Below are 13,956 nucleotides of genomic sequence, written 5' to 3'. Positions count from 1 at the left end.
AGTGAAAAATAAGAAACGCAGCGGCTGGAGAAGATTTGGACGCATACTACTATACATCATCGGCTTTTTCGTATTGCTTTTTATCGGGCTGGCTATTTACCTGGTATCGGTAAGTAAAATGCCGCCGCCGGTAATAGCCGACCAGCGCGCATTACAGCTGCAGCGCACCCAGCTGGACAGCACCGCGTATACATTGGGCAACAACTGGTTCCGTAAAAGCAACAGTGGATTGTATGAAATGTATGTGGAGGGCGCTCCGTTCGAAAGAGGAGTGATCAATGGCAAACTTTCCGGGGAGCTGATCCGGCGCCAGGAAGATGTATTTGTGGCGCAATTCAGCAAAATGGTGCCTTCTACTTTCTACCTGCATTTCCTGAAATATTTTATCGGCTGGTTTAACCGCGATCTGGCGGATCATGTGCCGGAAGAGTTTAAGGAAGAAATTTATGGAGAGTCTTTTTCTGCTTCTCCCAACTACGACTATATTGGTACCAACTATGCCCGGTTGATGAACTATCATGCTGCGCACGACATTGGACATGCCCTGCAAGGCATGATGCTGGTGGGTTGTACGTCTTTCGGTACGTGGAATGATCAGTCGGCCGACAGTAACCTGATTATTGGCCGCAACTTCGATTTTTACATGGGCGATGCCTTTGCAGAAGAGAAGATGGTGGTATTCTACCGTCCTGAGAAAGGCCACAACTTTATGTTTGTAACCTGGGGCGGCTTTACCGGCGTGGTTTCCGGCATGAACGACAAAGGTCTCACCGTAACCATCAATGCTGCCAAAACCAGCGTACCTACCGCTGCCGCTACCCCGGTATCACTGGTGGCGCGGGAAATACTGCAATATGCAAAAAACATCAATGAAGCATGGGAAATTGCGCGGAAGCGTAAGATGTTTGTTTCAGAGTCTTTCCTGGTAGGTTCTGCAGAAGATAATAAAGCGGTGCTCATCGAAAAAACACCGGAAGGCATGGATATGTACAGTTCCGGTAAAAACTTTATCACCTGCACCAATCACTTCCAGGGCGATTCGCTGGGCAGCCTGGCATCTAATAAATTACAGATAAAAGAAAGTGCCTCCGAATATCGCTACGAAAGACTTACAGAACTGATGAAAGAGAAGGGACCCAATACTGTTCAGAAAACAGTGGATATCCTGCGCGATCGCGCAGGTTTACACAATGCGGATATCGGGATGGGTAATGAGAAAGCCATTAACCAGCTGATTGCGCACCACTCCATTGTGTTTGAGCCTAAGAAAGGGATGGTATGGGTGTCTACCGCACCTTATCAGCTGGGACAGTTTGTGGCTTACGATCTGAATAAGATTTTCAGCATGCATGGTCTTACTACTGATCATGAAGTATACGACAGTGCACAGAATATTGCGGCAGATAGTTTCCTGCTGTCAAAAGATTATCTTGCCTTTGAAACCTACCGCAAGCTGAGAGATCAGCTGAAAGAAGGGCAGGCAGTGGATATCCGTGCATTGATTGCTTCTAACCCGGCTTATTATCACACTTACGTGCTGGCAGGTGATTATGAATATAAGCAGAAAGCATATGCAAAGGCGAAGTCTTATTACGAGACGGCGTTAACAAAAGTGATTGCCACCAAAGGTGAAGAGGATCATATCCGCAAGCAGCTGGCACTGTGTAATGCTAAACTAAAAAGCTAACCACTATGATCATTGGCATCGGAACAGATATCGTAGAAGTGCCGCGCATCGCGGCAAAGCTGGCGAAGGGAGATGGATTCCGGAACCTGGTGTTTACTCCTTTTGAAATCAGCTATTGTGAAAACCAGGCGATGCCGGCGGAAAGTTATGCTGCCCGCTTTGCTGCAAAGGAAGCCTTACTAAAGGCATTGGGTACCGGCTGGGGCAATGGCGGTGTGAACTTCGACGAAATAGAGATCCGCAATGATGAAGCCGGGAAACCGCAATTATTTTTAATAGGAAACGGTGCAGACAGATACGCATCAGCAGGCATCCGGAAAATATGGGTATCATTGTCCCATGAAAAAAGTGCCGCTGTTGCAATGGTGATTTTAGAAGGATAAATTTATAGAAGATGTATATACCGGATATAGAACTACAGTCTAAAGCAGCTATCAGGGCTTACCAGGAGAAGGAAGTAATGCGCCTGCTGGGTTACCTGCGTGAATTTTCGCCATTCTATAAAGCATGGTTTAAAAAACACGGCATTGCTGCAGACCAGGTTCAATCGCTGGAAGCATTTTCGCAGATCCCGCCGGTTACGAAGGAAGATCTCCAGGAACATAACTGGGAGTTTCTTTGTGTGGATAAAAGCAAAATAGCCGAATACACTACTACCTCCGGAACTTTAGGACGCCCGGTGATCATCGCCTTAACGGAAAAAGACCTGCAGCGTTTAAGCTATAACGAGTATATTTCTTTCTGTTGTGCAGATGGTACCGACAGCGATATTTACCAGCTTATGCTTACACTGGACCGTCAGTTTATGGCGGGTATGGCGTATTACAATGGCATCCGTAAACTGGGAGCAGGCGTACTGCGTGTAGGCCCGGGCGTGCCCAGCATGCAATGGGAAAATATCCAGCGGATACAACCTACCACTATTGTAGGTGTTCCTTCTTTTATTGTAAAGCTGATTGCTTACGCCAAAGAACATCATATAGATATCAATCAGACCTCCGTGAAGAAAGCGGTATGCATTGGAGAGAATATCCGCAACACGGACTTTTCACTGAACGTACTGGGCAAGAAGATCACAGAGCAATGGAATATCCAGCTCTATTCCACCTATGCATCCACTGAAATGCAAACTGCTTTTACGGAATGCAAAGCCGGTCAGGGTGGTCATCATCACCCGGAGCTGCTCTATGTGGAGTTACTTGATGAAAACAACCAGCCCGTTGCACCGGGAGAAGAAGGGGAAGTAACTATTACCACACTGGGCGTGGAAGGGATGCCCCTGCTGCGCTATAAAACCGGTGACATTTGCCAGTATCATTATGGAGCCTGCTCCTGCGGCAGACATACGCTCCGGTTATCTCCCGTAATAGGCCGTAAAAAACAGATGATCAAATATAAGGGCACTACCCTGTATCCGCCTGCCCTGTTTGATTTGCTCAATGATATGGAAGACGTGAAAGAGTTTGTAGTGGAAGTGTATTCCAATGAACTCGGTACAGATGAAATATTGCTGCACCTGTGGCCGCGGGAAGAATCAGAAGAAATGGACCGTAAGATAAAGTCGTATTTGCAGGCGAAGCTGCGGGTGATTCCGCAGGTACGGTATACCAGTCAGCAGGATATTATGCGGATGCAGTTTCCGGAGAACAGCCGGAAGCCGGTGAAGTTTTTGGATAACAGGAGTTAAACATGTTGCATAATAAATTCTGCATCAATTTTGAGCTTGTGATAAATTTTCTTTAAGAAATCCACATCCGGATCCCGTTTACCATTCAGTATTTGCGAAAATTTAGCCTCCCCAATATCCAACATACTTGCCATCTCTTTTTGTTTGAGTTTCATTTCAAACATTTTTAACTCGATCATTCCGGTTAATGTAGTTGGTCTGGGGATTGGATAGCGTGTATCTTCATAGTGTTCAGCAGCAATAGAAAGATGTTGAAGCTCTTTTAACTCAGTAGAACTTAAATTGGATTCACCTTTTTTCATTAACAAATGAATACGTTGCATTGCGGCAGCATATTCTTTTTCGGTAGAAAAGGAAAGTTTAGGTAACTTTTTCATATTATCGTTTTAACTGTATGCACACATCACCCATGTGCAGATTGGGCCTGTCATCTAAAGCGAATCAGGGTTTACTTTATCATATTCTTTATGAGTACCGATAAATCTTATATATACGGTTCGGACACGAAAGAAAATCCTTGCTATTAGTCTGAACTTATTTCCACCTATATCAAAAACATATAAGTTGTCACCGATATAGTCTACAGTATTAAAGCTTTCCTTTATATCCGAAAACTTTGACCAGTCAGCCAGTTTACTAATATAATACCAGTATAATAAAGGGTCAACAGCGTCTGGATGTTTTAAGGAAAACTCATTGATTGCAGTTTTCGAAACGATCACCATAACAAGAGTTTACCCTTCAAAGGTAAAAATTAAATTTCAATAAATGAAATTTAATTTAAAAAATAAAAATTATGGTAACTGGTTTTCTACATCCTAAAACCCCATCACCGCCACCTCTTTCGGGTTATCCAGCTTCGTACTTTTCCTTTCTCCGCCCACCAGCACATGTACCATATTCGTTTGCGTGGCATGGCGTTCATACAACAGGTTATTCTTTACCTGCACTTTCTTTGGTGTGGGTACATTTTCCGCTTCGAGGAAACTCCACACAGCATCTTCTTCTATTTTATAACCAATAAAATGAAGGGGAACATTTTTACCGTCGAGGGTAATCACCAGGTGTTGGGAGAGATAGGCAGAGATATAGCCTTCTACCTGTTTCCGGCTGGCAGGGTGGGTAATATCAAGCGGGATCTTATACTGTGCTTTAAGGGTATTTTCCAGGTCGTCTGTAAAAATGCGGCAGCTTACCTGCAGTTCTTTTTTACCGGCATCGTGTGAAATCTCTGTCACGCTTGCATAGAAGGGGTGCAGGGCTGTGAGCCACAACGTCATCCACCATTTACATAATAATAAACCCACTGGACTAATATTTTTAAAAAAAATTAACTTTTACTTTTTATAATTACCAAAATTATAGAAAAGGGGACAATGGATGAGTTGTATTTTCAGCTGGGGTGGCAACATATTATAAACTGGGACGCGTACGACCATATTCTCTTTGTAATAGCGTTGAGTGCCATTTACCTGCTGCGCGACTGGAGAAAAGTACTGGTATTGGTGACTGCATTTACGATCGGTCATTCTATTACGCTGGCTTTAAGTGTGTTACACATTATCCGTATACCCGCGGCGCTTATTGAATTCCTGATACCGGTGACCATCTGCGTAACAGCTGTTTCCAATATTATCCGGAAAAACGATGAGCCGCAGAAGTTGCAGCTGAATTATTTTTATGCACTATTTTTCGGTTTAATTCACGGACTGGGGTTTTCCAATTACTTAAAAAGTTTGCTGGGGAGCCAAGCAAACATTGTTAAGCCACTCCTGGGATTCAATTTAGGGCTGGAATTCGGGCAGATCATCATTGTGATGTGCATACTGCTCATTTCCACCGCGATCGTGAAATTTGGAGGCATAAAACGCCGGGACTGGAACATGTTCCTTTCTTCTGCCACCTTTGGCGTCGCATTTTTAATGATCATTCAAAGCGTAAGAGCACTGTTTATATAATACTGTTTATGAGAAAACAACTTTACCTGGCCGGGGTATTGTGCTGCAGCGTATTGACGCTGCAGGCGCAAAACAACCCGGGATCCAATCATGGCAACCGCTTCGAGCAACTGGGTACCATGCTGCAAACACCCAACATGTACCGCTCTGCTTCCGGCGCTCCAGGCCCTAAGTACTGGCAGCAACGGGCAGATTACGACATCGAAGCGCAACTGGATGATGAGCAGCAGAAACTCACCGGCGCAGAAACCATCACCTACTTTAATAATTCTCCCGATCCGCTTACCTACCTGTGGCTACAGCTGGATGAGAATGAACACGACAGCAAAAGCGATAACCAGCAGTTCAATGAAAGCCGCATGTCAGATAAAATGACGCTGGCCACACTGAACAGTATCCTGCCTTCGGGAAAAGACCTGGGCGTAAAGATTGTAAAGCTCACCGATGCTGATGGCAAAGCATTGCCTTATACCATTAACCAGACGATGCTCCGCATCGATCTGCCTAAGCCGTTGATGCCCGGCGAGAAGTACCGGTTTAAAGTATCCTGGTGGTATAACATTTCCGACCGTATGACCATTGGCGGCCGTGGTGGCTATGAATATTTTCCGGAAGATAAAAATTACCTGTACACCATTTCCCAGTGGTATCCGCGACTGGCCGTATATTCCGATTTCCAGGGCTGGCAGAACAAACAGTTTACCGGCAGAGGAGAATTTGCCCTCACGTTTGGTAATTTTCGTGTACGCATGACCGTTCCTGCGGACCATATAGTGGGCGCCACCGGCGAATGCCAGAACTATAAAGAAGTACTCACACCGGCGCAATACCAGCGCTGGCAGCAGGCGCAGAACAGCAAAGAGCCTGTGGAAGTAGTGAACCTCGACGAAGCAAAGAAAGCCATGCAGGGCCATGCCGGCAAAACAAATACCTGGGTGTATGAAGCGCAGAATGTACGCGACTTCGCCTGGGTATCTTCCCGGCGCATTGTATGGGACGCCCTCGCTACCAATGTGGAAGGCAACAAGGTAATGGCTATGTCGTATTACGGACCGGAAGCATATCCGCTCTACCGCCGCTATTCTTCCAAAGTAGTGGCCCACACCCTTCAATCCTACTCCAAACATACTATTCCATATCCTTACCCGGTGGCTATTTCCGTGGAAGCCGCCAATGGAATGGAATATCCCATGATCTGCTTTAACTATGGCCGTGCCGATAAAGACGGCACCTATAGCGAAGCCACCAAGAACGGCATGATCGGGGTGATCACGCACGAAGTAGGACACAACTTCTTCCCCATGATCGTGAACTCCGATGAAAGGCAATGGACCTGGATGGACGAAGGCCTTAATACCTTCTGCCAGTTTATGGCAGAACAGGAGTGGGACAGCAACTTCCCTTCTGGCCGCGGCCCTGCTCATAAGATTGTGGATTATATGAAGATGCCGAAAGATCAGCTGGAACCTATCATGACAAACTCCGAGAACATCGTGCAGTTTGGGCCCAATGCTTATGCGAAACCGGCCACAGGATTGAATATTCTCCGTGAAACCATCATGGGCCGCGACCTGTTTGATTTTGCATTCCGTGAATACGCCCGCCGCTGGGCCTTCAAACACCCCACACCGGCGGATTTCTTCCGTACAATGGAAGATGCCTCTGCTGTAGACCTGGACTGGTTCTGGCGCGGATGGTTCTTTGGAACCGAACCGGTAGACATCTCTATCGACAGCCTCAAATGGTATCGCATGGATGGCAAAAATCCGGAAGAAACAGCCAAATCCGCACAGGCAGCCTATGATAAAAATATGGATCATATAGCCAGGCAGAGAAATAAAGCCGCCGGCGTAAAATACACGGTAGACCAGGATACGAGCCTGCAGGACTTCTACAGTAAATGGAACCGCTTCGAGGTAAGCCAGGAAGATAAAGCAGCCTATAACCAGTTCTATAATGGCCTGAGCAAAGAAGAAAAAGCGCTGTACGACAGTAAGAAGAACTTCTACCAGCTGACATTCTCCAATAAAGGCGGACTGGTAATGCCGCTCATCATTGAGTGGACGTATGCCGATGGTACGAAAGAAACCGACCGGATCTCCGCCTACATCTGGCGCAAAGATGAAAATGCCGTTACAAAGGTATTTGCAAAAGATAAACAGGTGGTAGCCGTGAAGCTCGATCCACTGCGGGAAACAGCCGATATCGACGAAAGCAACAACAGCTGGCCACGCGAAGCTGCACCATCTAAATTCGAGTTGTTTAAGGCATCCGGGGGAATCCGAGGTGCCTCCAGTGGCGATAACCCGATGAAGAAAGCAAGTACAAAATAAACAAGCTATTTTATATTTTGTGGCGGCTATCATCAATGTATGGTAGCCGCCTTACTTTTTAAGATTCTTTTAAAAGCCCGAGTTATGAAAGTAATAGCCCGTTTATTATTATGGATATGCCTGGTGCAAACAGCCAGGGCCGCGGATGTAGATACCGTTTCTATTGTAAGTCAGAAAATGCAGCGCGCCTACAAATGTGTAGTCATTACCCCCACCAGCTACAAAAACGGCACGCAGCGCTACCCTGTGGTATACCTGCTGCACGGCGCCGGCGGCAATTTCGCCAACTGGGTAACCAATGTCCCCGTTATCAAAGAACTGGCAGATACTTATCAGTGCATGATCGTATGCCCCGATGGCGCGGTAACCAGCTGGTATTTCGACAGCCCCATAGATAGCTCCATGCGTTTTGAAACCTATGTGTCAAAGGAGATTCCGCAATACATAGATCAGCATTATCAAACGTTACCCGAACCCGCTCACCGCGCTATCGCCGGTTTAAGCATGGGCGGCCACGGCGCTATGTTCCTTGCTATCCGCCACCAGGACGTATTTGGAGCCGCCGGCAGCATGAGTGGTGGTGTGGATTTTCGCCCCTTCCCAAAAAACTGGGACCTGAAAAAACGCCTGGGCGAACCCGGACCAGATGGCGCTAACTGGTACGACTATACGGTACTCAAACAGGTAGATAGTCTCAAATCAGGCGCGTTGTCCATTATCATCGATTGCGGGGTGAAAGACTTCTTTATTGATGTAAACCGGGATCTTCATAAAAAATTATTGCTGGCAGGTATCGCTCACGACTATACGGAGCGTCCGGGAGAGCACAACTGGCAGTACTGGGCCAACGCTGTGAAGTACCAGCTGTTGTTCTTTCATCAGTTTTTTCAACAATAGATAGAGCGTATGTTGTCTTTCTCAGGATTAAACTGATTATACTGATTACCTTGATTTTATTTTTTTGATTTTAAAAGATTCTGGGAGATATACGCTTATATCTCCCAGAATCTTTTAAAATCAAAAGTGATCAAATCCCTAAATCAGTATAATCAGTTTAATCCTGAGAAAGACAACATACGCGTATGCCGGTCCTCAACAGGACCGGCCTTTTTTATGCACGCGATTCAAAATAAGAATGTCCGGTAATTATTTTTTCGGATCCCACCACAAATGAGTACCACCTACGTCTTTTGGTTCGCTCAGTGTGCTCACTGCTTTCGCAACGGCAGCTCCGTTGGTAGAGTATTCATTACTTGGGAACGGCGCCCTGCGAACGAAATCGGTAGTACTTACTTTTCCACCGCTGTTGTTCACAACAACAGGGAACAGTTTAGGATAACCGGTACGGCGGAATTCACTCCATGCTTCCTGTCCTTCAGGGAAATTAGCGATCCATTTCTGGGTAACGATACGTTCCAGCTTTCTTTCCAGCGTAACACCTTCTTCCCATTTGATGGTGATGGTGCTCAGGTATTGTGAACCCTTCTTAATATCATTTTGTCCGGCAGTCATGGCTTTGGGATCAATGTATTCAGCAGGCAGGGAAGTAGCATTGTTGTAGTAAGTGCTGGCGCTGCCTAATGAATATTGATTAAAGGATGTTTGAATACCGGTTTCATAATTGGTTTGTGCATTACCTGCACCTGCCCATCCGCGGATAGCCGCTTCTGCTTTCAGGAACCAGGCTTCAGCAGCGGTTACCAGCTGTAATTTGCCAGGCAGGTCCATCAGTTTGGAATAGTCGGCGTAACGCGCTTTACCATCGATGTTAATACCATTACGGATACCGATATAGCGGTCTTTTACAGCAGGGTCCACTGCTTTCTTGAAGTACAAAGGCAGACGGGGATCGTTGTAACCACCGAGATAAGTACCAATGGGCGCACCCATTAAAATATCGCCCCAGGAGCCGCAGATGGTATTCAGCGGATGCGTGGTGCTTCCGATATCCACGGTGAAGTTATCCTTGTACGTTTGCAGCAGTCCGCCGGCGTTGGCCAGGGCCGCTTCGCCTTCCAGTTTCGCTTTCGCGGCATCTACGTTTACGATACGCAGTGCCAGCCTTAAACGGAGGGTGTTGGCAAACTGTAACCACTGTTTGTAGTTACCGCCGTACACGAGATCAGATTTCTTAAACAACTCTGAAGATGGTTTATCAGCCAGCGGAGTCAGAATATCGATCGCTGTTTTCAGTTCTTCAAAGAAGGTATAGTAAACATCCTTCTGGCTGTCGTAGTCAACAGAACCGTCACCATTGGGCGTGTTATATTTGCTGTAGATGATGGGGCCGAAGATATCGGAGGTACGGTGCATGGCTTCCACCTTCACGATCAGCGACATGGCGTAGCTATCAGGTACTTTACCTTTTGTAAAACCAGCCACTTTATAGCAGGGGTTCATTACATTGGTATAGCCGGTGCTGAAAGTAGTGTTGATCCAGCCATCCACAAAACTGTAAGTGATGTTGTTGATGTTACCGCCGAAAGGAGTGGGAGACATCATGTATCCGCTGTAAATATCACTCAGCAGGTTTTGTTGCAGCTGGAAGGTAGGCGCCGGCTGATACAGGTAAATGCTGCGTTGTGCCTGTTGCAATAAGGCGGGTACCAGGGCGAAATCAGCCGCTAATTCCTCATCCGTGGAACCGTATGGGTTTTTGTTGATGTCCTCAAAGTTTTTGGTACAGCTGCTGAAGCATAGTGTGGCTGCCATCACCAGACCAGCTATTTTGAATGTTTTATAATTCATAGCTCTTGTTTTTGTTGTTCTTAATCAGGTTAAAATGCACATTTCAGGTTCAATCCAAAGCTGCGGGTAGATGGTAAACCAAATACATCCACACCTTGTACACCGTTGCCGGTACTCATGCTCAATTCAGGATCGTAAGGCGCTTTTTTAGTGATGAAGAACAGGTTACGTCCTACCAGTCCAAGCTTCATGTCTTTGAAGAATCCTGGTTTCAATGCGAAAGTATAGCCGATGGATAATTCTCTTAAACGGATGTTGGTAGCATCATACATGTAGAACTCCGTGATACCGGCGCGACCGCCAATTCCCTGATAGTACAGGTCTGCAGGCACCTTCCCGGTATATGCTTTACCGCTGCCGTAAACAGCAGGTACATCCACGCCACCGTTGTTACGGGCATCTGCGGATGCTTTTGACACACCGTACTGGTCCATCATTGCCTGGGTGATACTCATTACTTTACCACCAAAGCGGCCATCTACAAGGATGTTTACGTTGAACTTTTTCCAGTTAATGGTATTGCTCCATCCCAGGAGGAAGTCTGGTGTTGGGTTACCGAGGTATTCCAGTTTACCGTCTTTTGCTTTGGGCTTACCGGTTTCATCGTCTATTACCAGCTGACCGCTTTCGCTGCGCACTGCTTTCCTGCCGTAGATATCGCCGTAGGAGCTTCCTTCATGCAGTACTAACGCATACGTATTAACGTTATCGCCTCTTGGTGTGAGGGTATAGTCACCGTTTAACTGCGGCGCCAGTTTGATCAGCTTATTCCTGTTACGGGTGAAGTTGAAGGCAGTGTTCCAGCCTACATTCTTCTGTTTAACTACCTGGAAACCCAGTGTGGCTTCTATACCGGTATTCTGTACGTCACCTGCGTTCAGGTAAGCATTAGGATACAGGTAGCCAACGGATACGGGGAAGTCGAAGTATTGATCTTTTGTGTGGGAATTGTACCAGGTAACATCCAGGTTCAGGCGGTTGTCAAGGAATCTCCACTCTGTACCTATTTCAACGGAAGTGGTGATCTCTGGTTTCAATGCTACGCCACCAAAAGGACCGGCAATGTTGGAGATCAGTGTGCCGGAAATGATCTGGTTGGTAGGACGTGTTACAAACTGATCTACGTCGTTACCCACTTTAGCATAAGATGCACGGATCTTTGAATAAGTGATGGCGGAAGGCATCTTGAATACATCACTCAGAATGGTATTTAAACCAGCTGAGTAATACAGGTAACCTTTCTTCATAGAAGGGGTGTAAGCCAGGGTAGATGACCAGTCGTTACGGGCGGTCAGATCCAGGAATACTTTTTCGCTGAGGTTCACACCGGCTGTTGCAAACACGGATTGGATCTGCCTTCTGGCGCCGGTGGGTGTTAATTTCGCAGCAGGACTCAGGTTCAGGTTACCAATGTGGAATACATTGGCAAAAGCCAGGTCGCCGTCTTTGGAATCTATAAAGGTACGGTCCTGTTTCAGGTCGTTGATGCTGGTACCGGCAGTGAAATTGAATCCGAGTTTATCGGATAATTTCCTGTTACCTGATACTAACAGATCACCATAGTATTGTGTGCTGGTGAGGTAATCGTAAGTATAACGGCCGTTGGCATCTGCAATAGTGGTTTGTGTACCGGCATTTGCTTTCAGTTCATATTTATCCCATGCTTTGTTGGCGTTACCACGTACCTGTACATTTAACCAGTCGTTGATAGCATAGCGCAAGCTCAGTGATGCAATCAGGTTATCTTTCCTGTTTTCGGTAACGTTCCTGTTCAGGATCCAGTATGGATTCTGCTGGAAGTCTTCCCCTGCCTGGCCTTTATCATAATTGATGTTCCACCAGTTCTGCATGTTTACGTTACGTTGTGCAGAGAAGTATTCATAATTGTTTTTATAACTTTCGAAATCCAGTCCTCTTGGGAAGATATATAAACCGGTAAGCGGGTTATAATATAAACCGGAAGTAGGGCGGTTGTGTGCATTTTGTGTGGTCATCTGCACATTCGCATCAATATTCAGTTTGTCGTTCAGGAAGGTGCCTGTTTCCCTGAAGTTGAGTGTATGCTGACCATACTTTGCGGTAGGCATTATTCCTGTATTCGTGGTGTTGGAATAGGAGAAATAAGTTTGTGCCTTTTCAGTACCGCCGGCTACGTTTACGGAGTTGATCCAGGTAGTACCGGTTTTAAAGAAATCTTTTACAATTTCAGGGCTGCTGCCTGCTTTACCCCAGCTATCAATGGTACCGTTGCCTGTTTGAAGATAGGAGTTTTGTGATTCGGGCAGATATGCGGGTCTGTCGATAGTGAAGTTAGAAGAGAAGTTCACTTTTGCCTGACCGGCTTTACCTTTTTTAGTAGTAATGATAATCACACCATTACCGGCCTGGCTGCCATACAATGCAGATGCAGAGGCGCCTTTCAGTACGTTGATGCTTTCAATATCATCCGGGTTGATGGTACTTAAGATATCGCCACCATCGCGGCCACCGGAAGATGCGCCGGATGCCTGTCCCCAGAGGTCACCAGGTTGCGCGCTGGTGAAGTTAGCGATAGGTACGCCATCGATCACGTACAGTGGCTGGTTTTCACGGATAGATTTTTGTCCGCGTAAAATCACCCTGGCAGAACCGCCCACACCGGAAGCGCTGCGGTTGATCTGCAACCCGGAAACTTTACCGGATAAGCTATTGATAACGTTTGTTTCTTTTACGTTCGTCAGATCTTCTCCTTTTACCTGTTGGGTAGAGTAGGTCAGATCTTTTGCTTTACGCTGGATACCCAGCGCAGTAACTACCAGCTCATTCAGTCCTCTTACATTATCTTCAAGGGTAGCATTGAGGGTAGCGCTGCTGCCAACGGTACTTTCTTTAATGGCAAAACCAACATAGCTGAAAACCAATACATCACCGGTTTTAGCATTGATATGATATTTACCTTCTGCACTTGTTTGCGTGCCTTTGGAGGCGCCTTTAATTTGTACAGTAACACCAGGAAGAGGATTGCCTTTGCTATCCTTTACGGTGCCGCTGATTTCTTTTTCCTGGAAAGTGCTACGGAATGAAGATGCGGGCGACCATGTATAGCTGGCGGCCTTCACATATGCACTGTCTGCTAATATGGAAGTGAGGGCCAGACCGGTCATAGCGCACACTTTCATAAGGCGTAGGTTTTTTTTCATACTTGCCTTTTTTTTGGTTAATAAATGGGATTTGTATAGTTGAATTAAACTGACCATTTTTTATAGCGTGCATTGTTTGGAAATAAGATAGCCGTTAGCATGGCGCGTACCATCCTTTACTGGCTGTTTTTCTTCGTGTTGTATGCAGTTACCGGCCTATAGGGGCGTGCAAAGCCTCATTGCTTATCGCAATGTGTTGACCGGGTTGAGCAAAGCAAATGTGTTTTCCTTACATGAAATGTTGTTTTTAATAACGTCTGTTTGTTACAGGCTGTATAGCATAAAGCGTTCAATTGTGGCGCTTCCGGAAAGGAGTCGTACGGAGTTATATTTAGTACTATCGGGTTTTAAATTATTTTTAAAT

Annotated in this window: 11 protein-coding genes; 6 read left to right on the top strand and 5 right to left on the bottom strand. The window is 46.1% G+C overall.

The window, feature by feature from the left end:
- The first annotated feature begins 1 nt into the window (after position 1).
- Genes PV783_RS27920 through PV783_RS27910 form a run of 3 tightly spaced genes read left to right on the top strand, consistent with a single transcriptional unit; the run spans position 2 to position 3,374 of the window.
- Entirely contained in the window at positions 2-1,687 is a 1,686-nt protein-coding gene (locus tag PV783_RS27920) for a C45 family autoproteolytic acyltransferase/hydolase (protein WP_420990397.1), read from the top strand.
- A gap of 5 nt (positions 1,688-1,692) precedes the next feature.
- The gene (locus PV783_RS27915; RefSeq protein WP_079470522.1) at positions 1,693-2,070 is read left to right on the top strand and encodes a holo-ACP synthase; all 378 of its coding nucleotides are present in this window, start codon (positions 1,693-1,695) and stop codon (positions 2,068-2,070) included.
- Positions 2,071-2,081: 11 nt separating this feature from the next.
- Positions 2,082-3,374 (top strand): phenylacetate--CoA ligase family protein, encoded by a 1,293-nt coding sequence (locus tag PV783_RS27910; protein WP_079470521.1) that lies wholly within the window; start codon positions 2,082-2,084, stop codon positions 3,372-3,374.
- Here PV783_RS27910 and PV783_RS27905 read toward each other — a convergent pair.
- The 3 genes from PV783_RS27905 to PV783_RS27895 all read right to left on the bottom strand — a co-directional run bounded on the left by PV783_RS27905 (position 3,371) and on the right by PV783_RS27895 (position 4,681).
- On the bottom strand, positions 3,371-3,751 hold the full coding sequence (locus tag PV783_RS27905) for a helix-turn-helix domain-containing protein (RefSeq protein ID WP_420990396.1): 381 nt from the start codon (positions 3,749-3,751) through the stop codon (positions 3,371-3,373). The two genes, PV783_RS27910 and PV783_RS27905, sit on opposite strands and share 4 nt — an antisense overlap.
- A 54-nt stretch (positions 3,752-3,805) precedes the next feature.
- On the bottom strand, positions 3,806-4,099 hold the full coding sequence (locus PV783_RS27900; RefSeq protein WP_420990395.1) for a type II toxin-antitoxin system HigB family toxin: 294 nt from the start codon (positions 4,097-4,099) through the stop codon (positions 3,806-3,808).
- Positions 4,100-4,192: 93 nt separating this feature from the next.
- Positions 4,193-4,681: a DUF6702 family protein gene (locus tag PV783_RS27895; RefSeq protein ID WP_420990394.1), complete on the bottom strand. Its 489-nt coding sequence runs from the start codon at positions 4,679-4,681 to the stop codon at positions 4,193-4,195.
- A 69-nt stretch (positions 4,682-4,750) separates the two neighbouring features.
- On the opposite strand from PV783_RS27895, the gene PV783_RS27890 reads away from it, so the two are divergent.
- The 3 genes from PV783_RS27890 to PV783_RS27880 all read left to right on the top strand — a co-directional run bounded on the left by PV783_RS27890 (position 4,751) and on the right by PV783_RS27880 (position 8,562).
- Entirely contained in the window at positions 4,751-5,332 is a 582-nt protein-coding gene (locus PV783_RS27890; protein WP_420990393.1) for a HupE/UreJ family protein, read from the top strand.
- An 8-nt stretch (positions 5,333-5,340) separates the two neighbouring features.
- A complete protein-coding gene (locus PV783_RS27885; RefSeq protein WP_420990392.1) occupies positions 5,341-7,665 on the top strand; it encodes a M1 family metallopeptidase in 2,325 nt (774 codons plus the stop codon).
- An 84-nt stretch (positions 7,666-7,749) separates the two neighbouring features.
- Complete coding sequence (locus PV783_RS27880; RefSeq protein ID WP_420990391.1) at positions 7,750-8,562, top strand: alpha/beta hydrolase; 813 nt, start codon at positions 7,750-7,752, stop codon at positions 8,560-8,562.
- Between the two features lie 249 nt (positions 8,563-8,811).
- On the opposite strand, the gene PV783_RS27875 is transcribed toward PV783_RS27880, so the two are convergent.
- Positions 8,812-10,413: a SusD/RagB family nutrient-binding outer membrane lipoprotein gene (locus PV783_RS27875; protein ID WP_420990390.1), complete on the bottom strand. Its 1,602-nt coding sequence runs from the start codon at positions 10,411-10,413 to the stop codon at positions 8,812-8,814.
- Positions 10,414-10,442: 29 nt separating this feature from the next.
- Entirely contained in the window at positions 10,443-13,592 is a 3,150-nt protein-coding gene (locus PV783_RS27870; protein WP_200817288.1) for a SusC/RagA family TonB-linked outer membrane protein, read from the bottom strand.
- Positions 13,593-13,956: the final 364 nt, after the last annotated feature.

The sequence above is a fragment of the Chitinophaga sp. CC14 genome (assembly GCF_048957795.1).
Lineage (GTDB): Bacteria > Bacteroidota > Bacteroidia > Chitinophagales > Chitinophagaceae > Chitinophaga > Chitinophaga ginsengisegetis.
Note: the sequence above shows the minus strand (reverse complement) of the source record. Positions and strands in the feature narration are given on the sequence as shown.

Bases quoted from the DNA above. Each gene is read 5' to 3' on its own strand.
- PV783_RS27915 (WP_079470522.1), top strand. From the start codon at position 1,693: ATGATCATTGGCATCGGAACAGATATCGTAGAAGTGCCGCGCATCGCG.
- PV783_RS27910 (WP_079470521.1), top strand. From the start codon at position 2,082: ATGTATATACCGGATATAGAACTACAGTCTAAAGCAGCTATCAGGGCT.
- PV783_RS27905 (WP_420990396.1), bottom strand. From the start codon at position 3,751: ATGAAAAAGTTACCTAAACTTTCCTTTTCTACCGAAAAAGAATATGCT.
- PV783_RS27900 (WP_420990395.1), bottom strand. From the start codon at position 4,099: ATGGTGATCGTTTCGAAAACTGCAATCAATGAGTTTTCCTTAAAACAT.
- PV783_RS27890 (WP_420990393.1), top strand. From the start codon at position 4,751: ATGGATGAGTTGTATTTTCAGCTGGGGTGGCAACATATTATAAACTGG.
- PV783_RS27885 (WP_420990392.1), top strand. From the start codon at position 5,341: ATGAGAAAACAACTTTACCTGGCCGGGGTATTGTGCTGCAGCGTATTG.
- PV783_RS27880 (WP_420990391.1), top strand. From the start codon at position 7,750: ATGAAAGTAATAGCCCGTTTATTATTATGGATATGCCTGGTGCAAACA.
- PV783_RS27875 (WP_420990390.1), bottom strand. From the start codon at position 10,413: ATGAATTATAAAACATTCAAAATAGCTGGTCTGGTGATGGCAGCCACA.
- PV783_RS27870 (WP_200817288.1), bottom strand. From the start codon at position 13,592: ATGAAAAAAAACCTACGCCTTATGAAAGTGTGCGCTATGACCGGTCTG.